Here is a 23,158-nt window from a genome sequence, read left to right as displayed (position 1 = left end):
TGCTTTTTCTTTTTGCTTTAAAGATGATATAATATTATCAACAATCTAATTAATTTTTAAGGCAGGTGTATTAAATGAAAATTTATACAAAAACCGGTGACAAAGGTAAGACGAGTCTTTTTGACAACAGCAGAGTAAATAAAGATTCTCCGCGTGTGGAAAGTTATGGTACTGTTGATGAACTTAATTCCTCCCTTGGATTTGCAAAAAATTTTGTTGATGATAAAGAAATCGTTGAACTAATAAAAAATATACAGAGAAAGCTTTTTAATGCAGCAGGACAGCTTGCCACCCCTAATTATGAGTCTTTTCCGGATAAAATTGATGAAAAAGATATAAAAGAACTGGAAGAAAAAATTGATTATTATCTTGAACAGATGAATAAAAAAGAGCGATCTATGTTCATAATACCAGGTAGTACAAAAGGCAGTGGAGCTCTGCATATGTCGCGTACAATCTGCCGGAGAGCAGAAAGAAGAATTACAACTCTGGCAGCTAAAGAAGAGATAAGTCTACTTGTGCAGAAATATATTAACCGATTATCTGATCTACTTTATGTTCTGGCCCGTTATCTTGAAGGTGCTCTTAATTATGTAGAGTTTAAAAAGGAAGAATAATTTCTGATATGGCTTCTTAATGTGAATAAAAGAAAACTCTCTCTGCAGCTTTACTTTGATTATAAGAGAAATAACAGTAAAATCTATTAAAAAAGGTGATTACTTTGAAAATTTTACTTGATACTGCTAATTTAGAAGATATTAAAAGACTGAATGATCTGTATCCTGTTCGAGGAGTAACAACTAATCCAACTATACTGACCAGAGAAAATGCAGAAAGCTGGCTTGATCTGCTTAAAAGTATTGATGAAATTCTTTCTTCTGAACAGCTGTTGTTTGTCCAGGTAACTGCTTCTAATTGTGAAGAAATGATTAAAGAAGCAGAGTTTCTGGTAGAAAATATTCGAGAAAACTTATATATTAAGATACCTGTTATTCCTGAAGGTTTAAAAACTATCAAAAAATTAAACGGCATGGGGATTAATACAGCTGCAACAGCAGTATTTTCTACCCAGCAGGCTGTAATAGCGGCCAATGCTGGCGCTGATTTTATTGCACCATATGTGAACAGACTGGATAATATAGAAGCTGATGGAGTAGGGGTAGTAAGAGATATAGCAGAGATGTTTAAAATACATAATATTAAAAGCAAAATAATTGCTGCAAGTTTTAAAAATGTCAATCAAATTAAAGAATGCTGTCTTGCAGGTGCAGATACTGCTACTGTTAGTGCAGAATTATATGAGGAAGCTGCTGCACATCCATTAACTTATCAGGCAGTTGAGCAGTTTGATGCTGACTGGAAAAGTTTATATGGGGACAAATTTATGTATCAATATTAATAACAGGTGATTTTTGCTTTGATATTCCTTCGGCTGTAAGAGATAAAATTGTATCTGTTCAGTGTGATAGAAGTAAGTGCGAAAAATTTGTGAATATATAGGAGTTTCCCCAAAATTTATTTTCAAGCTGCAAAAAGGGGGCTTTAGTCATCAACGAAATTTTTAGATTTATCTAAAACTCAATTCGGGTGTGAAATAGGGCACACTAATCAATGAGTCCTCCTGACTCATGATTAGCTCACTCCATCCTGCAGTTCAACCCTATTTCTTCCTTCATTTCGTTAAGATTCATTGACTAAAAATTTCAATATTCCTGCATCTCCCCTTTTTGCAGCAGTATATAAAAAATGGGGAAAGTCTATGTGAATATATTCTTGAATGAAGGAGAAAGATGTGCTATTATTATATTGTGAATAATATTTCAAAATAATATTCAAAAAATAATTATTTCCTGCCAGCTGGGAGAAATCTGAGCTGAAGGGTGCCAAAAGATATGGTTCTAATTGAAAGGGGGATTTCCTGATCATGAAGAGTCACCGATATTATTTAATTTTTAGAACTTATCTTTTATGATAAGTTATTTTCATTTTATAAGGACTTTATTGTAAGCAGCAGACCTAAATTTGAAAGCAGATAGCAGAGTCGGTAATTGGGTAATTGGAATCATTAATCTTTGAATATGAAAGCAGAGATTGTTAGAGCAATCTTGAAGGAGGAACTTTAAAAAATGAGTACAATGTCACCACAGAAATGGGCAGAAAATGTAATTAAACAGGATGAAATTGATAGGTATCTAATAGATGGTGAAGATTTTATGAATGAAGATCTGATTAAAAGACAGCTGCAGGAAAATACATCTCCCTCTAAAGAAGAGGTAGAAGCAATTATTCAGAAATCTTTAGATATAGAGAGACTCTCACCAATAGAAACGGCAAAACTTTTAAATGTAGATGACCCAGAAATTTTAAAAATGATGGATGAAGCGGCACTTGAGGTAAAAAGGAAGGTATATGACAATAGAATAGTAACCTTTGCCCCACTTTACTGCAGCAACCTCTGTGTTAATAACTGTAAGTACTGCGGTTTTAGAAAAGATAACAAAGAGGAAAAGCGCAGGGTTTTAAATATGGATGAAATTAAAGCAGAAACAGAGGCACTTGTTAAAGAAGGTCATAAAAGAAGTATAGTAGTTTATGGTGAACACCCTGCATCTGATGTGGATTATATTGTTGATTCTATTAAATCAGTTTATGATGTCGAAGTACCTACAGGTAATTCGACCAGTAAAATTAGGCGGGTAAATATCAATGCAGCTCCAATGACGGTTGCAGATTTAGAAAAACTGTGGGAGGTTGGAGTAGGAACCTATCAGGTATTCCAGGAAACCTATCACCGCCCCACCTATAATAAAGTTCATCCCTCTGGTCCCAAATCAAATTATCGCTGGAGATTATATTCTCTGCATAGAGCAATGGAGGCTGGAATTGATGATGTGGCAATCGGTGCTTTATTTGGTCTTTATGACTGGAAATTTGAGGTAATGGGTCTTCTGTATCATACAATGGATTTAGAAAAGCAGTTTGATGGTATAGGTCCTCATACAATTTCCTTCCCAAGATTGAGGGATGCCAGTGGTACGGATTATTCTGCAAGCAGCCGGTACAGTGTATCTGACGAAGAATTTAAAAAACTGGTAACTGTGCTCAGACTTGCTGTTCCTTATACTGGTTTAATAGTTACAGCCAGAGAAACTCCAGAGATGAGGAGAGAGGCAATTAAACGCGGCTCAACTCAGACTGATGCTTCAACAAAACTGGGTATTGGTTCTTACAGTGAGCAGCTTACCGAACAGGAAAAAGAAAAACAGCAGTTTATGCTGGGAGATACCAGAGGTTTAGATATCGTAATTAAAGAATTTGCCGAAATGGGAATGATAACTTCCTTCTGTACAGCAGGTTACCGCTGCGGCAGAACCGGTGATAAGATCATGAATCTCTTAAAGTGTGGAACTGAAGGGAAGTTCTGCAAGTTAAATGCTGTTTTAACCTTTAGAGAATGGCTTGATGACTTTGCCTCTCCGGAAACAAAAGAAGTTGGAGAAAAAGTTCTGCAGGAAGAATTAAAGCAGATTGAAAATGACCCCTTTTTTGAGGATAAGAAACTGCTGGCTGACTTTAAAAACTTTTATGAAAGGATTAAAAATGGTGAAAGAGACATCTACATCTAAAAATAGAGAAAAAAGTTTAGATGTAAAAAAACTTAAAAAAGAAATCAATTTTGAACTTCCTTTCAGAGAAAATATCGATAAGCTGTCTAAAAAACTTGCAGCTGACTATGATATCAAATTTAATCTCTGTCAGATAAAAGGGGGAAGGCGCTGGTCTTATACAGCAGGTTATGAAGGACTGATGGTTAATAAGAGAAAAATTAAGGTTAATGATAAACTCGGCCTGGTTGTTGAAAACTACAGTCAGCTGAATGAAAATGATTGGGATCAGTTTATTTCTTTAATAAAAGAATTATGTTATAATTAAAATTGTATAAAAACTATCAGGGGGAGCGGGGAAACTGCTCCCTCTAATACTATTTAAAGTGACAAGTTAATTAAAAATAATTATTAATTAGGTGATAAAATGGAAAAGAAAAAGATTAAAATTATTAAGGATGGTCCTTATTTAGTTAGAGGCAATATTCCCCTTAAAGAGGAAATAATTATTCCTGATCACATTTTATGTAATCAACATCTATTATTCCATCTTTTTTCAGTCTATTTAATGGTCTTAAAACAGAATTATGTTCCATCGTTGAGGTTATTACATGATCTCCCTTTTTTAAAATTCCTTTAATTCCAATATTTAAAGCATAGGTTACATTATGAGTAAAAATTATCTGTTTTAGATCATCTACATTAAAAAAGTCAGCAATTGTATTTCTTGATTCAATAATTAAACGACCTGCTTTAAGAGAATCTTCGTATCCTCCTCGCCCAGGACTGCAGCCAATATTATCATAATAGTTAAGAATTGCTTTTTTAACTACTTCAGCTTTATCTTTACTTGTAGCTGCATTATCAAGATAAATTTTATTCATTTTTTTCCTCCTCACAATCAGTATTTATATTTATTATATGTCTGCAATGATATTATTTCAATAGATTATAATAAATTTTTATAATAATAATAATAATACTTTATAAAACAAACTATTTATGCTATAATTGTTGTGAAATATAATACATATATTTATAGCTTGGGGGGAATAGAAATGAATAGTAAAAAAGGCATTATTATTACTGGGGGATGATGGGTCTTTTAGGTGGACTGCTGGCTGTTTTTGGTAATCCAGCTAATATGGCTGTAAACTGGTTATAAAAGAATAATGAAATAAATAATTGGAGGGTAATAAAATATGCAGAGTATAGAAGAAATTTTCAATAATTTAGATGGAGAATTAGAAGGACATGGTCCAGTTGTCATGAAAAATATGGTAGAAAAAGAAGGGAAAAATGTTGTTGGAACTTATTGTGTCTTTACACCTTATGAAGTAATAAGGGCAGCTGGTGCTGTACCGGTAACATTATGCAGTACCAGTAATGATACTATTGATGAAGCAGAAAAAGATTTGCCCAGAAATTTGTGTCCACTTATTAAATCAAGCTATGGATTTGCAATTACCGATAAATGTCCATATTTCCATTTTGCAGATATAATTGTTGGAGAGACAACCTGTGATGGAAAAAAGAAGATGTACGAATACTTAAATGAGGTTACTCCCGTACATGTAATGAAACTGCCGCAATCTTCGCATAGAGAAGTTGATCTTGATTTCTGGAAAAACGAAGTATTGCTGTTAAAAGATACTTTAGAAGAAAAATTTGAGACAGAAATTACTGAACAGCGCTTAAAAGAAGAAATTAAAATTAAAAATGAAGAAAGAAATACTTTAAAAGAATTTTATGAGCTGGCAAAACTCAAGCCTTCACCTATTTATGGCAGTGAGATTTTTAAAGTTTTAAATATTTCAAGCTATACCTTTGATAAAGAAATAGCCAATAAAAGAACTAAAGCAATAACTGAAAAAATATTAAAAAACTATAAAAAGGGGGAAAAACGAATTAGCGCAGATGCACCCAGGATTTTAGTTACCGGCTGTCCAATGGGTGCTGCCACTTTAAAAGTTATAGAAGCTATTGAAAATAATGGTGGTTCTGTAGTTTGTCTGGAAAACTGTACTGGCTTAAAGCCAAATGAGGAGACTGTATCTGAGGATAAAAGCCCGGTCGATGCAATTGCAGAAAAATATTTAAATACTCCCTGTTCCTGTATAAGTCCCAATGATAATCGGGTAGAGCTAATTAATAGATTAGTGGAAGAATATCAGGTTGACGGTGTTGTGGATATGGTCTTACAGGCATGTCATACTTATAATGTCGAAACAAAGAGAATTAAAGATGAGCTTAAAAAATCCAATACTTCTTATCTTAATATTGAAACAGATTATTCTCAGTCAGATAAAGGCCAGTTAGAGACACGCTTAACTGCGTTTTTAGAAATGATGTAAAGGGAGATTTAAAATGTATTATATTGGGATTGATATTGGCTCAGTTGCCTGTAAGGGGGTTCTCTTTAAAGATAGGGTTATAGATAAGAAATTGGCACCAACTGGGTGGAATCCACAGAAAAGTGGAGAAGAGACCCTTAATTATTTACTGGAGGCGAATAATTTAAAAGCTAAAGATTTAAAAGCAGTTGTAGCGACAGGATATGGAAGAGTTTCTCAGCAGTTTGCTGATAAAACTGTGACAGAAATAAGCTGTCACGGAAAAGGTGGATATTATCTTAATAATAATATTAGAACTATTATTGATATAGGTGGACAGGATAGTAAAGTAATATCTCTCAATGATTCTGGAGATGTAATTGACTTTGCAATGAATGATAAATGTGCTGCCGGAACAGGGAAGTTTCTGGAGATGACAATTAACTCTTTGGAAGAACAAATTGATAATTTAGATAATATAGTCAAAGACGAGAAAAAAGCCAATATCAGCAGTATGTGTGCTGTTTTTGCAGAGTCAGAGATAATTTCTCTTTTAGCTGATGGAGTTAGTAAAAGTGAAATTGCCGGTGGAATTATTGCCTCTATCATAAATAGAATTAATATTCTATTGAGCAAAACAACTTTTCAGGAGCAGGTTCTCTTCACAGGGGGGCTGGCCCAGAGTGAAGTTATAAAAAATGAGTTGAGTAAAAAATTAAAAACAGAAGTATTTAGTTACCCGGATTCTCAATTTGCCGGTGCTATTGGTGCTGCTTTGATTTCAAAAAATATGGCATAAATAAATTTAAACTTTAAATTTACAGATACAATTTTTGTGCTTGTGAACCTCTCCACTTAAATAAAAAACAAGATTTAGATGGAGTTTTCCTGGCTGTTTTAGTTGAAATTAGAGCTGTTTGTTTACTTGTATATTAGAATGATTTTAGTAATTTGGTATATCAAATTTATGGTAAAGGAGCTATAATTTTGAAAGAATATAATCTCGTATTTACCTTTTACTCTACACATCTGGCCTTGAAATTTGAACGAGAGTTAAAATCTGCAGAAATAAATCTGCGAATCACTCCCGTTCCCCGTCATATAAGCTCTTCCTGTGGTTTATCAGGAAGAATTAATGATCAGGATCTAGAAAAAGTGCGGGCTTTATGTGAAGAAAAAAATATAGAATATGAAGCTATTTATAAAATTGATGGAGATAATTTTGTTAACATTTCTAAATAGTAAATGGATTTGTGTATAAACCGCTTCTTCTGGGAGCGGTTTTTAACTATTATATAAAGTAGTTTCACCGTGACTAATTATACCAGATTAATCTATGAAATTAAACGAAAAGTAAGTAATTTCTTTAAAAAATTATCAAAAGACTTATCAAAACCTAAAACTAAATTCATATCTCAAATAATTTACGGACTATTAGATAGTCAATCAGTACTTTTAAGTAATATTGGCAGATCCTTAAAAGAAGATAATCTTTTAAAAAAGACCGTTGAGCGTTTATCCAGAGATCTGGAAAATTTTAATGAACAGGAAGACTTGATTGAAAAATATATAAATGAAGTAAGGCCTCATGTTGATAATAATACTATTTTCTGCTGTGACAAATCAGATGCAGTTAAACCATATAGCAAAAAATTAGAAGCTCTTGATCGGGTTAGAGATGGCAGCAAAGGTGAAACTGAAAAAGGCTATGATACTTTTGAAATATCTGCTCTAACTGATAAAAAAGCACTGCCTGTTGAAATATATTCTCATATTTATATAAGTTTAATAAAAATATTATAGGTGGTATAATAGTATTAGAGGACATTATAAAGTTAAAAAATTAAGTAAAAATTGGGAGGTATAAATGATGGAGTTTGTAAGAAAAATAATCAGTAGTAATGATATAGAATCTATAATTAAACTTCCAGAAGAACTTAAAAATAAAAAAGTTGAAATATTAATCTTACCAATTGAAGAAGAAGTGATAAAGAAAGAATTTAATCCAGAAGAGTATAGAGGAGTTATGGATATCAAATTAGATGAATTGGATAAGGATTTAAAGAATATGAGAGACGAATGGGAGAGATTCTAGATGTATTTGCTGGATACTAATATTTTAATTTATTATTTCAATAATAATATTCCTGAATATTCTTTTGAAGATATAACTAATATTTTAAAAAATGATTTTAACATTTCTATAATAACAAAGATGGAATTCTTAGGATTCCCTCGACATACTCCGGTTTCTTTTAAAAAGTCACAGGAATTTTTGTTAAATTCTTCTATATATAATATAAATGATAAAATAGCAGATAAAACTATTTCTTTAAGACGTGAATACAAAATAAAATTACCTGACGCAATTATTGCCGCTACTGCTCTGGGAAATGGTTTTACTTTAGTTACAAGAAATGAGAATGATTTTATTAATATAAAAAACATTAAATTATATAATCCATTTAAATAGTAAATGGATTTGTGTATAAACCGCTTCTTCTGGGAGCGGTTTTATATTTTAAAGGCTTCTACACTTTCTCTGGTGTTTTTAAGGTATTCGTTTATTTTATCAAAGTCATTTTTTGCATATGCTACAAATAGTATATCAACTGCTGTAAGCTGAGCTATACGAGATGTTATAGCACCAAGGCGCAGATTTTTTTCGCTTCCGGCTACCTGTAATTTTATATCTGCCATTTTATTTAATGGATTTTCTCCATATTTAGTGATAGCGATAGTTATGGCGCCTCTTTTTTTAGCTGTATTTAGAGCATTATATACTTCGAGGCTTTCTCCACTATAAGATATTGCTATTGCCAGATCATTAGAATCCATGTTTGCAGCAGATGATAGTTGTGCATGTGTATCAGGATAATAGATGACTGTTTTTTTGACCCTCATTAATTTATACTGCAGATCCATGGCTACTAGACCAGATGCTCCAATACCGAAAATATATATTCTATCTGCGTTTTCTGCTGCATCAACTGTTTTTTCTAGTTCTTCTACAGATAATAGATCTATGGTATTTTTTATTACCTTTCTATTATCATAAGATAATTTTTGCATGATATTTTCTATACTATCTTCTACTGATATATCATCGTAAATTTTGATATCATCATTATTTTCCAAGTCTCTTAAATTTCTAATTAATTCGATTTTAAAATCCTGAAACCCCTGATATTCAATTTTCTTGCAGAATCTAACTACTGAGGCTGCACTGCTTCCAGTGGCTCTGGCCACTTCGTTCACTGACATTTTTACTATTTTATCTTTATTATTTAATATATAATCAGCAATTTTTTGTTCCGTTTTTGTTAGATCTTTATACATATTTTTGATTTTTAATAGTACTTTCATTAGTTTTGACCTCCTCTATAAACTTACGAGATTTACTGGCAGATTGAACTTTCATCTCCTTTAATTAAAAATTTAAAAGTCTCTCCTTCTTTTATTTTTTCTATAATGAGAGCAGCTTCACCTGCATCTGCTAATACATTAATCTTTTTATTAGCGGGATAATCTTTTTTAAGGAGCTGTAAATCTCCTTCATATCTTTTATATTTATAATTATCAATTGTTAGAGAATATTTAAATCTTTTTATTGTATTATTTGTTTCAATTTTTTCTATTTTGTTTTTGCGTGCTGTTTTGGAGCGGATCATGTATTCACCAGGATCCTGGCGATTTATATGTTCTAAATTAATTAATCGTTTTTCTTCTCTGCTGAGCTTAGTTAATATCTTTATAGGGATTATATTATCATATTTTCTAATTAAAGAAAAATCTTTTAATTCTTCTAAAGAAGCTCTGCTGTCTCCAATATATACTTTATCGACTCCTGATTTTAATAAATCCTGGCCGGTAATTATTGGTGATAGTTTTCTGTGTTTTTCCAGAGTAGGCAGGCCAGCTTTTATGGGGGGCCTTTTTTTGTAATTTGCTGGAATAAAGGCAGCAATTTCTATATCATATTTTTTAAATATATTGTTCTTTTTTAATAAAAGCGATTTAGAAATTCCAGTTTCTGGTCTGGGATAATAATTATGAAAAGCTTCTATATTTGCTAATTTTCCTCCATGTTTAATTATTTCTTCCAAATTTTTTTCTGTAATTGTGCTTGCATTAATATTAATTTTAAAATCATTATTTTTAGTTAAAATGGCAATTTCTTTACTTTTAAATCCAAAATCAAGTCTGAGGGCATTCAGATTAAATTGAGAGAGATCTAATTTCTCATAATATTTTTTAGATATATCTGCAGTTATATTAAAGTTAAGTTTATTCATTTCTTTAAAAAGTATTTTTGCTTCCTTAAGAAAATTCTTATTTACTTCAGGTATATGGAGAGAGAAAAATATATTATTAATTCCAAGTTTGTGTGCTTGATTAAGGTAATCTATATTTTCTTCTAAGTTTAAATCAAGTCCTGCATAAAGCGATATTCCCAGCATTAAAAATATTCCTTTCATTTTAGTATTTATGTATTTTTAATTATATTATAAACTTTCCCACCTTAAAGAGAAGATGAGAAAGTCTATATTTGATCTCTTTAACTTATTTAAATTTATTTAAGTTCTGCAACTTCTTCTTCTCTTATAAAGAGGTGTGTAATTACAAAGCCACCTATATAAGCAATGATAAGACCTAAAAAGTAGTTGAGTATTGAATCAGGCTGCATCAGTGGGATTGCTGATATACCAGATGGGCCCCAGGCACCCGCCATTACATTCTGCACCATTACAAATGCACCACCAAACCCTGCTCCCAAGCCTGCAGTGATAAATGGTTTTCCGAGAGGAAGTGTGACACCATAGATAAGCGGTTCACCTATACCAAGAACTCCGGCAGGAAGTGCACCAGAAATAATCTGTTTTAATTTGTGATTTTCTGTTTTTTTAGCTTTAAGATAAATTGCAATAGCTGCACCTACCTGACCAGCACCTGCCATGGCCAATACAGGGAATAATGAGACACCCCCCATATTTTCTAATTGAAGAGCATAAATAGGAATCAAGCCATGGTGCAGTCCCAGTAAAACCATTGGTAAAAATACTGCTGAAAGAACATAACCAGAGATAACACTTATTACAGGGTTTTCGGAAGCTACAAGTAAGGTTAATGCACCTACCAACCAGTCAGATAAAATTCCTGAGATCGGCATTACGATAAAGATCATGGCAACTGCCATAATTAGCATGGTTACTACTGGAGTAACTATTAAATCTAGAACATCTGGTACTATTCTTCTTATTTTCTTTTCCAAAAAGGCCAGTATATAAACACCGATGATAACACCAATGATTCCACCTTTACCAGATCTTAAGATAGAATTAAGTGGAGAAGCAGAATCGAACATACCGATAGATTGTGATATTTCGTTTATCTGTCCCATTACTGTTAGGGCACCGATCATTCCACCCAGACCTTCTGTTGCTCCAAACTGTTTGGCTGCATTGATACCAGTAAAGATTGTAAAGTAGCCAAGAAATGAGCCACCAAGTAGAGATAAAAGTAATTGAGTTATGTTCCAGAACTGATTTGCTGGCAGATTTCCAGTATTCTGCAGATTTGTTATTAGACCAGAAAATCCATTAAAAATACCTGCAGCTATTATTGCGGGAATCAAAGGAATAAATATTTTTCCAATAGTCTTTAATCCTTCTTTAAATTTACTCTGTTTTTGTCTGCCTTTAATTGTTTCTTTGTTTTTTTTCCAATCTTCCCCAACTTTAATATCAGAACCAATATTATATTGATTATTTAAGATATCAAGACATTTTTTTGCTGTACCGGGACCAACTACTATCTGCAGAGTATCATCTTCCACAACTCCCATAACACCTTCAATAGCCTTTAACTTTTTAAGATCAACTTTAGATTGATCTTTTAGGTCAAGTCTTAATCTTGTCATACAATTTGTAGCAGCAAGAATATTTTTTTCTCCACCTAATTTTTCTACAATTTCCTTAACGAGATTTTCGTTTTTCATTATTTTCCTCCTCATAAAATATTGCTGATGTTATTAGAGATAATTAATTATTATTAATTGCTTTAGCAAGGTGCCCTTCATATTTTTCTAATTCTTTTTTAGCTTTTTCTTTTTCTAGTCCAGTATTAATCATCATAATTGCAAGTTTTACCTGATAATCTGTTTTTTCCAAAAATTCTTCTGCTTTTTGATAACTCACCTCACTTACTTCCATTATCATATTTTTGGCTCTTTCTGCCAGCTTTTTATTTTTAACCTGTAGATCAACCATATAATTTTCATATACTTTTCCGAGTTTTATCATTGAAGCAGTTGTCAGCATATTTAAAACCATCTTTTGTGCAGTTCCAGCTTTCATGCGGGTAGAACCTGTAATTACCTCAGGGCCAACAACAGGTGCAATAGAGATATCTGCAATTTTTGCTATTGGTGACTCAGGATTACAGCTAAGGGAGACGGTAGCTGCTTTTAAGGATCTTGCATATTCTAATGCACTGATAACATAGGGTGTTGTACCACTTGCTGCAATGCCTACTAAAACATCTTTTTTACTAAAATTAATTTTTTCAAGCTGGGCAACAGCTTCTTCTTTGTTATCTTCTGCATTTTCTATTGATTCTTGTATGGCTTTTTCTCCACCTGCGATTAAACCCTGTACAATTTCAGTGTTGACTCCATATGTGGGAGGACATTCTGAGGCATCTAAAATTCCCAGTCTACCACTTGTGCCGGCTCCTATATAGATTAATCTTCCGCCATTTTTTAGGGCATTACTTATAGCATCAACTGCTTCTGCAATATTATTTTTTTCCTTTTCTACAGCATAAGCAACCTTTTTATCTTCTTCATTAATAATCTCTATTATTTCTTTAGTACCAACTCTATCAATATTTCTAGAATTTTCATTTACTGATTCTGTTACCAGATCATTGAGATTGTTTTTCATTTTTAAGCCTCCATTCAAAATATTCTTTCATTTATTAATACAAGCCTAACATTTATGAAATATATTTTCAAGTATTTTTTAAATTTACGAAATATATTTTCAAAAAGGAGTGGAAACTTCTATTAGACAGAGGTAATAGAGTCAAAATATGTTCCAGAGTATAATATTTAATTGAAGAGTATAATATTTAAGAATAAAAAGAGCATTTATATTTAAAAATTTTGTATTTTGTCAAATGATTTTTAAATGATATAATATATTTCAAGACATTAAACCTAATAATATACTAATTTTATTATCTGGAGAGGATTATATGGATCGAGCAAATACAGGCTTACATGAGCGGCTAAAAAAAACCAAAGCAGTAGCTGAGCTGGGTAGGGGAATGGATGCTGGTTCACTGAACGAATATTCCCATCAGATTGCCCTTTATCTACTGCTTAAAATTTTTAAACGAGAGATAAATAATAACGATCAGCGCAGCCGAAGTGATTTAATCCAGATGACTGTCGAAATTTTAAAAGAAATGCAGCTGGAAATAAATTTAGAAGAAGTAGAAAGACTGGTAGATGGAGTTCTTTATTCAGGTGATCCCAGACAGCAGTCTTACTTTAATGTAAAAATATATGATGAAACTGCTGGTAGTTTTAAAAATTTTAAATACCGCTATTTAATTCCTGACAGAGAAGCTTCCAGCTGGCAGGAGGGTGGCAGCACAGTTTACAGGCTTTCTGAGATTTCACAGGAAATAATTTTTATTACCCGTGAGATTCTGCAGGAATTTGGTTTTGACTTAGAACAGTTCTATACTCTGCAGCTGATTAAAAACGGCAACTTTAAAGAAGCAAAAGGAAGTGTCAGCAATCTAATTGCAAGAGTACGCAATTTAATCAAGAAAGAAAAAGACTGGAGAGAAGATATTCTGCGCAATCCCGGCCTGATATTTTCTGCTTATAAAGAGCGCCGGAGAAGGACAGAATCTGAAGTCAGGGAACAGTTTAAAGAGGAAAAAAAAGTTTTTAGTGATATTTTTGTCTGGCGGGACAGATTGGACAGTTTTGAAAATGCTGATCAAAAAGAAGGAGAACTTCTATTTGAAGAGCTGGAGAGGGCAAGAGCACTTCATGATTATCTGGCTGAGCTTACAGTTTCTAATTTATCTTTAGAACTGCAGCTGAGGAGAGAAAACCCCGATATTTTCTGGCAGACTTCTCGTTTGAGTTTTAAAAAAGATTTCTGGCAGAATATGGTGCTTAAATCCGGACTGCCCAAGATCGACGATTTGGAAAAAATGCTGAATCCACTTTTTTCACCTGAGCAGGACTTTATCTTTCCTTTAGATTGGGCCTGGTCAGAACAGCAGCTTTACAGCTATCTGGAAGAAAGTGAAGGTGAAATAGAAACTGTGGAAATTGAATCAGCACCGGAGAGGGAAATCGACTGGGAGCTGGTGGTTCGGCTGTGGCAGGATGTTTTTGCTAAACTGCTTAAAGAGGGAGAATTTAAGCTGACTGAATTAAATAAGCTGAGTTCAGCTCAGCAAGAGAAGTGGCTCAGCCAGCAGATTAATTTAGAATTGTTTATGATGTTTATTATTACCGATATCAGGTTAAGGATTGTAGAAGAATATCCCGGTCTGGATGAACGGCTGCTTTTATTCAATAAATTAGTAAAAGCTGAGCCTGAACTGGCAGAACTGGAAGGCAGAAAAATATCAGCCAGGCTTACAGACAGCAGCAAAAAAGTTAATCTGCTTGATCAGTTTATTATCTCACCTTATAAAATTTATCTGGAGGAAGATTAAAATGGCATTTAACCAGGAAGAATTAGAAAATGGAGCTGCCCTATTTTTCAAATTATTAGAGGAACAGATTCTTTCAGTTTCTGATCCACTGGCAGAAAAGTACAGAAAAAACAGTGAAATACACAATATTGTTAATACCATGGCTGCTGAAGCAGGCTTAAGAGTTTTTTCGACAGCCAAAAATGTGCATCTGGTCTCAAAGGCTAGAGGCTCAAGTTTTGCCAATTCCTATACCCAGATGAAGCAGGAGTACTCCGGTTTAAAGCGAAAGCGCTATTTTTATCTGGCCAACATTATTATTTCCGTCTTTTTAGCTGAGGTTGATAAAGAGAGTCATGTCCGAATACGCTGGGAAGAAGAAGGAATTTCCTATCACAGGCTTTCTGATTTGGTAACTGCAACTTTGGAAAGCTGGCTGGATAGAAAAAAAGAAGACGAAAACTTTACTCAAAACTGGTCTATTGCAGTTGAGGAAATAGCAGAGCTGTGGCTGACAGAGTTCAGCGAATACAGATTGAACAAAGAAGAAAAGGTAGATGTGACGAGAACTAAAGGAAACCGCCTATCTTTTATTAACACAGCTTTAAAGCCGCTGAGTGAGCAGGGATTGATTATTGACCAGACTGATGAGCTGAGGCTGATACCCAAAGCAGAGTTATATGAGCGTCTGGACAATCTTTACCACAATCAGAAGAGATATAATAAATTTATGGAATTAATTTTAGAAAGCAGAAAAGATTTAAAGGAGGAAGAAGAACATGCCCAGACTGAGTAAAATTAGGATTACCGGCAATAAATATGACGGATTTCAGAAACAGCACCGCAATTCTATTTTTGATCTGGAGTCTGATCACACACTTTTTACTCTGCAGAACGGGAGTGGTAAAGGTGTAATGATGCAGCTTATTTCACAGCTGCTGCTTCCGGGAACTGCCTGGGGAAAAATGAATGGGAATAAGCTGGAGGGAATGTTTTACGACCGCTACCAGGTTTTTCAGCCCTATACCTTTCATGTAGTCCTGGAGTGGAGGCTTGACGGCAGTGATGACAAAAAACTTTTAACAGGCATCTGTGTCTCCGCCCATAAACAGCAGAGTACAGCTGACGAAGAAGGAAAAGTCGGCTTAAAATATTTTTTATATACCCACAAATACCAGGGCGAGAGCCGCTTTAGTTTGACTAATCTTCCTCTTTACACTAAAAGCAGTGATCAGGTTCTTCAATATGAAAGTCTGGAAGAATTTATTGATCAGAACAGGGCTGATTTTATCAAATATTCCAAAACAGCAGTTTCCAGCCTTAATTCAGAATATTATCAGTATTTAAGCAGCCACGGTATTTACCGATCTGAGTGGGAAATCATGAAAAATATCAACCGCAGTGAGGGGGGCCTGGAAAAATATTTTTCCCAGGCTAAGGATAATAAGGCACTTTTTGATCAGCTGATTATCCCGGCTGTCAGTGAGAGTATCAGCTATTATAATGACCCGGAGAAGAATTCGCTGCTCAATATTTTTGTGGATAATGTAAAGATTGCACGCAATTTGCCGGAACTCTTATCCAGAAGAGAAGATTTAAAAACCTTATCCCAGATGGCAGATCCCCTATTGAATAATGCTGAAGAAGGACTGCGGCTTAACGAAACAGGGGAAATGATCAGAGAGAGGGGAAATAATTATCTCAGAGGAATTGCAGATAGTAAAACTTTTTTAGAAAATGAACTGCGCCGCAGTCAGCGGGAAAAGGAGAAATCTGAAAGCAAAATTGAAGAACTTAATTTTGAGGCTGAGAATTTAAAGTATGTTAAAAAACTGCGTGATTTAAACAGTTTAAAATTAGAGCAGTCAAAAGCTGAAGCAGAACATCAGAAAATTAAGCAGCAGCTTGAGGAGATAGAAGCAGAAAAACTTCAGTTAATGCTGAATCAGAAATATCTCATTTTAGAAAATTTAAAATCAGAAACTGCCGCAAAAAGAGAAAAGATCAAATCTCTTAAAGCAGGATCAGAATTTAAAGATCTGGAAGCAGAAATTAAGCGTTTAAAAAAACAGACAGCAGATAAGAGCAGGGATTTAAACAGCAGAATTAAAAACTCAGCTGCTGCTTACTATTCCTATCAAAAATATCTTGAGCAGCAGATTAATAAACTGGAGAAACAGGAAGATAATATAGAGCAAAAAATAAGAAGTGAACAGCAGCTGAAATTAGAATATGAGCATCTTGAGAAAAATTTATGCAGGAAAAAAGAAGGGCTGGCCCGCTTTTTTAATCCACTGGAGCTGGAAACTCCGGACTATCTGCTGCAGAATGTGGAAGAAGATATAAATAATATAAATCTTAAGCTGGAAAAGCTGGAAGAAGATTTAAAAAAAGAACATGAGCAGACAGAAAAACTGAAGGATAAAAAACAGCAGAAGGCAGTTGAAGCTGCAGCTGAAACAGGCAGGATTGAAAATTTAAAAACAGAACTAAAAAAACAGAAACAGGCAGAAGATAAGATTTTTGCTCAGCTTATAAAAAGCTTAAATCTTAATAAATTTGAGGAATTTTACAGTAAGCAGTGGCTCCAGCAGCAGAAAAATGAGCTTTTAAAATTAATTAACGAAAAAAAAGAAAGCCTGCAGGAACTGAATGCAGATAAGTTTGAACTCCAGCTTGATTTAAACCTAAATGACAGAGAATACTGGGTGTCCAGTTTAGAACAAAAAAGACTCTATCAGAAAATCAAAGAACTTGATATCCGCGTCTATTATGGAAGTGAATTTCTATTTGAGCTGGCTGATGATCGGGGGAAATATTTAAATGACTATCCACTGCTTCCTTATGGGCTGGTGGTAGTTTATGAATCAGACTGGGAAAAAATTAAAGCTAATATTTCTTTAGATGAAATTTCTCATTTTGCAGTACCAATTTTTATCAATCACAGGCTGGACAGCAGTGGTTCTAAACTGTCTTTTAAACTGCTTACCGGTAAAGAAAAGACTTTTATTGAAGATAAAAATAATTTTGAACAGTGGTTGAGCGGACTTAAAAATAAAGAGGCTGAGGTTAGAGAAACAATTTCCATTCTGGAGAGAAAAATAAAAAACTTAAATCAGCTGAATTATCAGGCAGAAACCTTGCTGGCCGAAGAGTCAGCGGCTGCAATTAAGACCAAACTGGAAAAAGAAGAATATAAGCTGGAATCTCTACAGGGTGAGATGAAAAAATATGAGCAGAAAATTAAAAATTCAGCCGAAAAGATCCGGGTTCTTAATAAAGAATATCAAAAGAAAGAAAAAAAGCTAAATGAGCTTAAAGCAAATCAGGAAAAAGTTAAGGATTATCTTGAAGCTAAAAAAGAGCTGGAAAAGAAAGAAAACAGCTATCAGGAAGCACTGGCTGAAATTGAACACCTGGACAGAATGCTTAGTGAAAACAAATCTGAGCGGAACAAGAAGCAGAAAGAAGAACTCAGGCTGGAAAATGATTATCAGAACTGGCTTCAAAATTGGCAGGAATTGGCAGTCAGCTTAAATGAAATGATAAGTGATTACGGAGCTGAGTTTAAGGCTGAATATCGGAAAGAAGAGCTAAATATTTCTGCGCAAAAGCAGTATCCGGAACTATTTGAATTTCAGCAGCACAGAGTATATCAAAATTATGAGGAGATTAAATTACTGCAGAAAAAAGAAGCAGAAAAAGCAGCTGAGCTTAAGTATTTAGAAGAGGGACTGCAGAAAGTTTTAGCTGAGATCAATGAGCTGAAAGCTGAATTAAAGCAGCTGGCAGCTGACTGGGAAGAGAGAAATTATGATTTCAAAAATCAGAATTTGCTTAAATCTGCCCTGGAAGAGATAGAAGAACAGCTCAAAAAAACTGCTCAGGAAGCTCAGAGGATGAAGGAAAAAATTCTGGTCCGCAGTGGTCGGCTGGAAACACTGGAAAACGAGTTGGAAGAAAAGTCAGCTGAAATAAAAGAACGGTTTCAGCGTTCTGTTCAGAGCTGGGAAGAGGTTGACCTTAATATTAAAGAGTTAGAAATCAAAAAAGGGTTGAGTGAAAATAAAGAATATCTTTCAAAGTTAGAAGAGATGATTTTAAATTATAAAGAGAAACTGCAGATATATAATAATTTAATCAATAAGCTGGAATATTATCAGCTTGATGCAGCTAAAGGGGAACTCAATGTCGGAGTTAAGGAAGAACTTAAGGATTCACCGGCGGCAGTAATTGAGAGCTGGGAGAATGATTATAGAAATATTGAAAATAAGCTCAAAAATCTCAGAGAAAAGACTGAAGATAATTTTTATAAATTTAAAAATGATGTTAAAGATGTGGTGGAAAATAATACTTTAAAAAACAGCATTAATGAAAAACTGCTGCATAATTTTAGAGTAAGTGATTATCAGTATAACTTTGAGATGTTAAATTCATTTAAAGAATATATCAATAATGAGCTGAATACAATTGACCGCAACAAAAGGGAGGCAGAAGAAGCAAGACAGCAGTGGGCAGAGCGCTCGGCAATCCAAGTAATGCGGCTTGTAACTTCAATGAAAGAAATGATCAGCAATATGGTATATCACAACAGGAGGGGATTTGCTTTTCCCTTAGTTAAACTGCGCCGGGATGATCTGCTGCCTGATAATGAAGATGAGGTTACAGCTGAACTTAAGGAATATTTTTTAGAGCTGATCAACAAATTTAACCGGGAGGAGATTGATGTTGAACAGCTGCCTGATTATAAGCTGAAGGAATACTGTGGAGATACAGCTCTATTTTCCAGAGCTCTGCGGGGACGATATCCAGTACTTCAGGTCTATAAGATGACGGAAAAGAATGAGTTTCTTCATGCCCGTCCTCAGGATTATTTTTATTCTGACTGGGAATCCGTTATTCAGGGCAAGGGTAATGGACCTGAAGGAAGTGGTGGTCAGTCCCTTTCTATAAATGCTTTTATGATGATGATGCTTTTAAATTACAAAAAACAGCGCTTTGATAAATCAAATCCCTGGACAGTGCTTTTTCTGGATAATCCCTTTGGTAAGGCTTCGGCAGCTCATGTGCTGGATCCGATTTTCAAAATTGCTGATAAGCTTAATTTTCAGCTGATAACATTTGCTGCTCCCGAGATTATCAAAACTGAAATTAGTGAGCGCTTTCCGGTTTTTTGGGCCTTAGAGATTGGGGATACTGAGCGTAATCAGGGAGTTGTACAGGGACAGGTGATTTATGGTGAAAGACGAGCAAAAGTGGATTAGACTTTTCGAAAAATATAAAAGGGAAGTGCTGGACGGCAGGCTCCGCTTTCAGCTGGCTGATTTAGAAAATTTTATTAAAACCAGACTGGGCGGAGCATCTCCCTATCAGGCAGCCGGTGGCTACCAGACTTTCTTTAAGCTGTTAAAAAAGCTGGAAGCAGAAAATAAAATAAAAACAATTAAAAGTTCTGATTTTAATCAGCGCCAGCCACAGCTTAAAAAACGCTGGACTCTGGTCAGAGAAGAGCCGAAGGGCTGGTCAGATAAAGATATTCTAAAGCTCTCCCGCCAGCTTGACCTCGGCTATTATCTAAAAAGACCGGCTGAGCAGACAGGGGAGCTAAAGCAGAAGCTTTTTAAGCTGGTGGAATTTTTAAATAGTAAATCTAAACGGGAATGGGCCAGCCGCGAGGAACGCTCTCTGGAAATATTTGCAGATGAGAAATATTTAAGTCGAGCTGAGGGAAAGAAGCTTCTCAGCAATTTAAATTTGAGTCTGGCTGACTTAAAGGCCCAGCAGTACAATCACCTTTTTGTTTACTGGACAGTGGATCCAACTCAAATCAGTAATATTTTAATTATGGAAAACCATTCAGCCTTTATCGGTGCCAAAAAGGCTCTGGCTGCTGGGATTGATATTTTTGCTCGAGGTTTTGATACTGTTATTTATGGTCAGGGGAAAAAGATTATCAGAAGTTTTTCTTTTCTGGAAGAACTGCTGGGAGTTAGTCTGCGAAATAATAAGCGGCAGGAAGTGCTGAACAGTATAAATATTTACTATGCTGGTGATTTTGATCCAGAAGGTCTGGCAATTTATACTTCTCTGAAAGATAAATATCCTGAGTTTGAAATTAAATTACTGGGTGAGTATTATCAGCTGCTATTAGATGAAACAGATAATTTTTACCCATCTCAAAAGCGGCAGCATAAAAAGCAGAAAGTTTTAGAAGAGGTGCTGGCTGAATTTAAAGAGCAGGGATTTGCTAATATGGCTGCAGAGCTGCGGCAGGCCTGGGAAAATGATTTGCGTCTGCCCCAGGAACTTGTAACACTGGAAGTTTATCAAAAATATTTTGTTTAGCCGTTCCTTTTGGGAGCGGTTTTTAATTATTATAAATAGATAATAATGGAAAAATTACTTAAAATTTCATGTGAGAGGTGGTATACTAAAGATGTAAAAGCAATATTTTGCTGAAAGGTAGGTTAAAATGAATAAAGTTGAGCCAATTCGAGATAAAGAAAAAATTGAAGAAATTAAAAAATTATTGCTGAAAAAAAGTTATAGAAACTATATTCTCTTTGTTTTAGGTATTAACACCGGACTTAGAATAGGAGATCTGCTTAAAATCAAGGTTAAAGATGTACGTAATAAAAGTCATATTGTCATTAAAGAAGAGAAGACTTCTAAAAATAAGAGATTTTTAATTAATTCAAATTTGCGGTGTGAGTTGGATAAATATATCAAAGATATGGAAGATCATGAGTATTTATTTCAGAGCCGGATTGGTACCAATAAACCCCTAACAAGATTTCAGGCATACAGAATTATGAGTAGTGCTGGGAAAGAAGTTGGACTTGACAGGATTGCCTGTCATTCCCTAAGAAAGACTTTTGGCTACCACCATTATAAACAGCATAAAGATGTAGCACTGCTGCAGAAACTATTTAACCATTCTTCACCCAGAATAACTTTAGACTATATCGGTATAACTCAGGATATAATTGATGAATCAATAGAGGATTTTTCTCTTTAGACATTAGAATAGATCGAAAATTGATTATTCTGCAGATTGAATTTATAAAATACAGTATAAGTGATATAATATAGAAAAAGAAAATTAGGAGTTTCCCAAAAATTTATTTTCAAGCTGCAAAAAGGGGGCTTTAGTCATCAATGAAATTTTTAGATTTATCTAAAACTCAATTCGGGTGTGAAATAGGGCACACTAATCAATGAGTCCTCCTGACTCATGATTAGCTCACTCCATCCTGTAGTTCAACCCTATTTCTTCCTTCATTTCGTTAAGATTCATTGACTAAAAATTTCAATATTCCTGCATCTCCCCTTTTTGCAGCAGTATATAAAAAATGGGGAAAGTCAGAAAGAAAATAAGTTGACAGAAGAAAGTACATTTTAAAGAAGGTGAGACATATGCAGTCTGGTGGTAAAATGTTAAATAGAGAAGAAATAGAAAAGAAAGTGGTAGAATATTTTTCTAAATATACTGAGGTTTCAGCTGTTTATATTTTTGGCTCTTTTAATATGGATAGATTTAATGATAATAGTGATTTAGATCTGGCTTTAATATATTTTGAGGCAGCTGATAAGTTTGAAAAATTCAATTTAAAATTAGAATTTATGGCTGGGCTGGAGAAACTGCTTGGAAGAAATATCGACATTGTGGATTTTGTTAGTGCTGATCTTAAGTTAAAACATAAGATTTTGGATGGTAAGTTGATTTACTGTACTGATCAGAGCAGAAGAGTAAAGCTGGAGAAAAAAGCTATTTTAAATTATATAGATATGAAGAGATTTTATGATATTTATGAAAAAAAATTAGGGAAGGGGTTTTAACTGTGGTAGATGTAGAAATAGTTAAAGAGAAATTAATACATTTAGAAGAATATATAAATGATTTGGATGAATATAGAGATCTAGAATTCAAAAAGCTGGCTGCAGACAAAATACTATTTCGATACTTAGAAAGGACTCTGCATCTGGCTGTAGAAGCTGTACTCGATATTGGGAGTCATATTATAAGTGATGAGCGGCTGGGTAACCCTAAATTTAACAGTGAAATTATTGAGATACTGGCGGATAATAATATAATAAAAGAAAATGCTGACGATTATATTAGAATGGCAAAGTTTCGAAATATTATTGTTCATGATTATGCAGAAATTGATCCAGAGATTCTGTTGAGAATTATTAAAGAAAATATTTCTGATCTTAAAGCTATATTTAAATGGTACAGAGATTATATTTCTTAGATGTTTAATTAATGTTGATTAGATTAAAAAAATATAGCTATTTATGCTGAAGCATTTTGGGATTTATTGACTTTTCACATTATTTATGCAGGAAATAATTTCAATAAAAAAAGAGCAGAATAATCTGCTCTTAATTTAAGTATCCTTTCAGGAATAATAGTATCTACTTTTTGTTTCATAATATCCACATCATAGTCTACAATTTCTAAAATATACCTTAGTCCTACAGAAAAATATT

General features: G+C 33.9%; 22 protein-coding genes. 17 read left to right on the top strand and 5 right to left on the bottom strand.

The window, feature by feature from the left end; genetic code table 11:
* Positions 1-74 precede the first annotated feature (74 nt).
* The 4 genes from DER71_RS03605 to DER71_RS03590 all read left to right on the top strand — a co-directional run bounded on the left by DER71_RS03605 (position 75) and on the right by DER71_RS03590 (position 3,933).
* The gene (locus DER71_RS03605; RefSeq protein ID WP_114458513.1) at positions 75-617 is read left to right on the top strand and encodes a cob(I)yrinic acid a,c-diamide adenosyltransferase; all 543 of its coding nucleotides are present in this window, start codon (positions 75-77) and stop codon (positions 615-617) included.
* A 104-nt stretch (positions 618-721) separates the two neighbouring features.
* A complete protein-coding gene (locus tag DER71_RS03600) occupies positions 722-1,399 on the top strand; it encodes a fructose-6-phosphate aldolase (protein ID WP_114474322.1) in 678 nt (225 codons plus the stop codon).
* 736 nt (positions 1,400-2,135) lie between these two features.
* The gene (gene hydG, locus DER71_RS03595) at positions 2,136-3,626 is read left to right on the top strand and encodes a [FeFe] hydrogenase H-cluster radical SAM maturase HydG (RefSeq protein WP_369834983.1); all 1,491 of its coding nucleotides are present in this window, start codon (positions 2,136-2,138) and stop codon (positions 3,624-3,626) included.
* Complete coding sequence (locus DER71_RS03590; RefSeq protein ID WP_147267761.1) at positions 3,601-3,933, top strand: hypothetical protein; 333 nt, start codon at positions 3,601-3,603, stop codon at positions 3,931-3,933. The genes hydG and DER71_RS03590 overlap by 26 nt, the downstream gene beginning before the upstream one ends.
* Before the next feature lie 178 nt (positions 3,934-4,111).
* On the opposite strand, the gene DER71_RS03580 is transcribed toward DER71_RS03590, so the two are convergent.
* Positions 4,112-4,489 (bottom strand): aminotransferase class V-fold PLP-dependent enzyme, encoded by a 378-nt coding sequence (locus DER71_RS03580; protein ID WP_233487368.1) that lies wholly within the window; start codon positions 4,487-4,489, stop codon positions 4,112-4,114.
* 318 nt (positions 4,490-4,807) lie between these two features.
* On the opposite strand from DER71_RS03580, the gene DER71_RS03575 reads away from it, so the two are divergent.
* From DER71_RS03575 to DER71_RS03550, 6 genes are all read left to right on the top strand, one after another.
* Positions 4,808-5,959: a double-cubane-cluster-containing anaerobic reductase gene (locus DER71_RS03575; protein ID WP_114458836.1), complete on the top strand. Its 1,152-nt coding sequence runs from the start codon at positions 4,808-4,810 to the stop codon at positions 5,957-5,959.
* 13 nt (positions 5,960-5,972) lie between these two features.
* Positions 5,973-6,737, top strand: coding sequence for an acyl-CoA dehydratase activase (locus tag DER71_RS03570; RefSeq protein ID WP_114458835.1), 765 nt, complete (start codon positions 5,973-5,975; stop codon positions 6,735-6,737).
* 188 nt (positions 6,738-6,925) lie between these two features.
* Positions 6,926-7,180, top strand: a complete 255-nt coding sequence (locus tag DER71_RS03565; RefSeq protein ID WP_114458834.1) for a DUF3343 domain-containing protein — start codon at positions 6,926-6,928, stop codon at positions 7,178-7,180.
* A gap of 69 nt (positions 7,181-7,249) precedes the next feature.
* Positions 7,250-7,741, top strand: coding sequence for a hypothetical protein (locus tag DER71_RS03560; RefSeq protein WP_199505613.1), 492 nt, complete (start codon positions 7,250-7,252; stop codon positions 7,739-7,741).
* Positions 7,742-7,808: 67 nt separating this feature from the next.
* Positions 7,809-8,033 carry a hypothetical protein gene (locus DER71_RS03555; protein WP_114458833.1) on the top strand — a complete coding sequence of 75 codons (225 nt, stop codon included), beginning with the start codon at positions 7,809-7,811 and terminating at the stop codon, positions 8,031-8,033.
* Positions 8,034-8,411, top strand: coding sequence for a type II toxin-antitoxin system VapC family toxin (locus DER71_RS03550; RefSeq protein WP_114458832.1), 378 nt, complete (start codon positions 8,034-8,036; stop codon positions 8,409-8,411).
* Between the two features lie 41 nt (positions 8,412-8,452).
* Here DER71_RS03550 and DER71_RS03545 read toward each other — a convergent pair whose 3' ends face one another.
* The 4 genes from DER71_RS03545 to murQ form a co-directional block, all read right to left on the bottom strand.
* A complete protein-coding gene (locus DER71_RS03545) occupies positions 8,453-9,304 on the bottom strand; it encodes a MurR/RpiR family transcriptional regulator (RefSeq protein WP_114458831.1) in 852 nt (283 codons plus the stop codon).
* 32 nt (positions 9,305-9,336) lie between these two features.
* Complete coding sequence (locus DER71_RS03540) at positions 9,337-10,398, bottom strand: MupG family TIM beta-alpha barrel fold protein (RefSeq protein WP_114458830.1); 1,062 nt, start codon at positions 10,396-10,398, stop codon at positions 9,337-9,339.
* Between the two features lie 113 nt (positions 10,399-10,511).
* Entirely contained in the window at positions 10,512-11,936 is a 1,425-nt protein-coding gene (locus DER71_RS03535) for a PTS transporter subunit EIIC (RefSeq protein ID WP_114458829.1), read from the bottom strand.
* Between the two features lie 43 nt (positions 11,937-11,979).
* Positions 11,980-12,882 (bottom strand): N-acetylmuramic acid 6-phosphate etherase, encoded by a 903-nt coding sequence (murQ, locus tag DER71_RS03530; RefSeq protein WP_114458828.1) that lies wholly within the window; start codon positions 12,880-12,882, stop codon positions 11,980-11,982.
* A 313-nt stretch (positions 12,883-13,195) separates the two neighbouring features.
* Between murQ and DER71_RS03525 the strand changes: the two genes are divergently transcribed.
* From DER71_RS03525 to DER71_RS03495, 7 genes are all read left to right on the top strand, one after another.
* The gene (locus DER71_RS03525; protein ID WP_114474320.1) at positions 13,196-14,686 is read left to right on the top strand and encodes a hypothetical protein; all 1,491 of its coding nucleotides are present in this window, start codon (positions 13,196-13,198) and stop codon (positions 14,684-14,686) included.
* 1 nt (position 14,687) lies between these two features.
* The gene (locus DER71_RS03520) at positions 14,688-15,461 is read left to right on the top strand and encodes a DUF6063 family protein (protein WP_114474319.1); all 774 of its coding nucleotides are present in this window, start codon (positions 14,688-14,690) and stop codon (positions 15,459-15,461) included.
* The gene (locus DER71_RS03515) at positions 15,445-19,929 is read left to right on the top strand and encodes a hypothetical protein (protein ID WP_114474318.1); all 4,485 of its coding nucleotides are present in this window, start codon (positions 15,445-15,447) and stop codon (positions 19,927-19,929) included. The genes DER71_RS03520 and DER71_RS03515 overlap by 17 nt, the downstream gene beginning before the upstream one ends.
* Positions 19,904-21,010 (top strand): Wadjet anti-phage system protein JetD domain-containing protein, encoded by a 1,107-nt coding sequence (locus DER71_RS03510; protein WP_158531788.1) that lies wholly within the window; start codon positions 19,904-19,906, stop codon positions 21,008-21,010. Before DER71_RS03515 ends, DER71_RS03510 begins: the two co-directional genes overlap by 26 nt.
* Before the next feature lie 127 nt (positions 21,011-21,137).
* The gene (locus DER71_RS03505) at positions 21,138-21,683 is read left to right on the top strand and encodes a site-specific integrase (RefSeq protein ID WP_114458823.1); all 546 of its coding nucleotides are present in this window, start codon (positions 21,138-21,140) and stop codon (positions 21,681-21,683) included.
* A gap of 398 nt (positions 21,684-22,081) precedes the next feature.
* Complete coding sequence (locus tag DER71_RS03500) at positions 22,082-22,504, top strand: nucleotidyltransferase domain-containing protein (protein WP_114458822.1); 423 nt, start codon at positions 22,082-22,084, stop codon at positions 22,502-22,504.
* 2 nt (positions 22,505-22,506) lie between these two features.
* Entirely contained in the window at positions 22,507-22,920 is a 414-nt protein-coding gene (locus DER71_RS03495; protein ID WP_158531787.1) for a DUF86 domain-containing protein, read from the top strand.
* Positions 22,921-23,158: the final 238 nt, after the last annotated feature.

Source organism: Halanaerobium sp. DL-01 (assembly GCF_003338615.1).
Lineage (GTDB): Bacteria > Bacillota > Halanaerobiia > Halanaerobiales > Halanaerobiaceae > QPJE01.
The sequence above is the reverse complement of the archived record's forward strand: the minus strand, read 5'-3'. Positions and strand labels throughout refer to the sequence as shown.

Excerpts from the sequence above, each read along its gene's own strand:
- hydG (WP_369834983.1), top strand. The coding sequence starts at position 2,136 with ATGTCACCACAGAAATGGGCAGAAAATGTAATTAAACAGGATGAAATT.
- DER71_RS03525 (WP_114474320.1), top strand. The coding sequence starts at position 13,196 with ATGGATCGAGCAAATACAGGCTTACATGAGCGGCTAAAAAAAACCAAA.
- DER71_RS03550 (WP_114458832.1), top strand. The coding sequence starts at position 8,034 with ATGTATTTGCTGGATACTAATATTTTAATTTATTATTTCAATAATAAT.
- DER71_RS03545 (WP_114458831.1), bottom strand. The coding sequence starts at position 9,304 with ATGAAAGTACTATTAAAAATCAAAAATATGTATAAAGATCTAACAAAA.
- DER71_RS03605 (WP_114458513.1), top strand. The coding sequence starts at position 75 with ATGAAAATTTATACAAAAACCGGTGACAAAGGTAAGACGAGTCTTTTT.
- DER71_RS03570 (WP_114458835.1), top strand. The coding sequence starts at position 5,973 with ATGTATTATATTGGGATTGATATTGGCTCAGTTGCCTGTAAGGGGGTT.
- murQ (WP_114458828.1), bottom strand. The coding sequence starts at position 12,882 with ATGAAAAACAATCTCAATGATCTGGTAACAGAATCAGTAAATGAAAAT.
- DER71_RS03500 (WP_114458822.1), top strand. The coding sequence starts at position 22,082 with ATGCAGTCTGGTGGTAAAATGTTAAATAGAGAAGAAATAGAAAAGAAA.
- DER71_RS03555 (WP_114458833.1), top strand. The coding sequence starts at position 7,809 with ATGGAGTTTGTAAGAAAAATAATCAGTAGTAATGATATAGAATCTATA.
- DER71_RS03520 (WP_114474319.1), top strand. The coding sequence starts at position 14,688 with ATGGCATTTAACCAGGAAGAATTAGAAAATGGAGCTGCCCTATTTTTC.
- DER71_RS03540 (WP_114458830.1), bottom strand. The coding sequence starts at position 10,398 with ATGCTGGGAATATCGCTTTATGCAGGACTTGATTTAAACTTAGAAGAA.
- DER71_RS03535 (WP_114458829.1), bottom strand. The coding sequence starts at position 11,936 with ATGAAAAACGAAAATCTCGTTAAGGAAATTGTAGAAAAATTAGGTGGA.
- DER71_RS03505 (WP_114458823.1), top strand. The coding sequence starts at position 21,138 with ATGAATAAAGTTGAGCCAATTCGAGATAAAGAAAAAATTGAAGAAATT.
- DER71_RS03580 (WP_233487368.1), bottom strand. The coding sequence starts at position 4,489 with ATGAATAAAATTTATCTTGATAATGCAGCTACAAGTAAAGATAAAGCT.
- DER71_RS03590 (WP_147267761.1), top strand. The coding sequence starts at position 3,601 with ATGGTGAAAGAGACATCTACATCTAAAAATAGAGAAAAAAGTTTAGAT.
- DER71_RS03575 (WP_114458836.1), top strand. The coding sequence starts at position 4,808 with ATGCAGAGTATAGAAGAAATTTTCAATAATTTAGATGGAGAATTAGAA.
- DER71_RS03515 (WP_114474318.1), top strand. The coding sequence starts at position 15,445 with ATGCCCAGACTGAGTAAAATTAGGATTACCGGCAATAAATATGACGGA.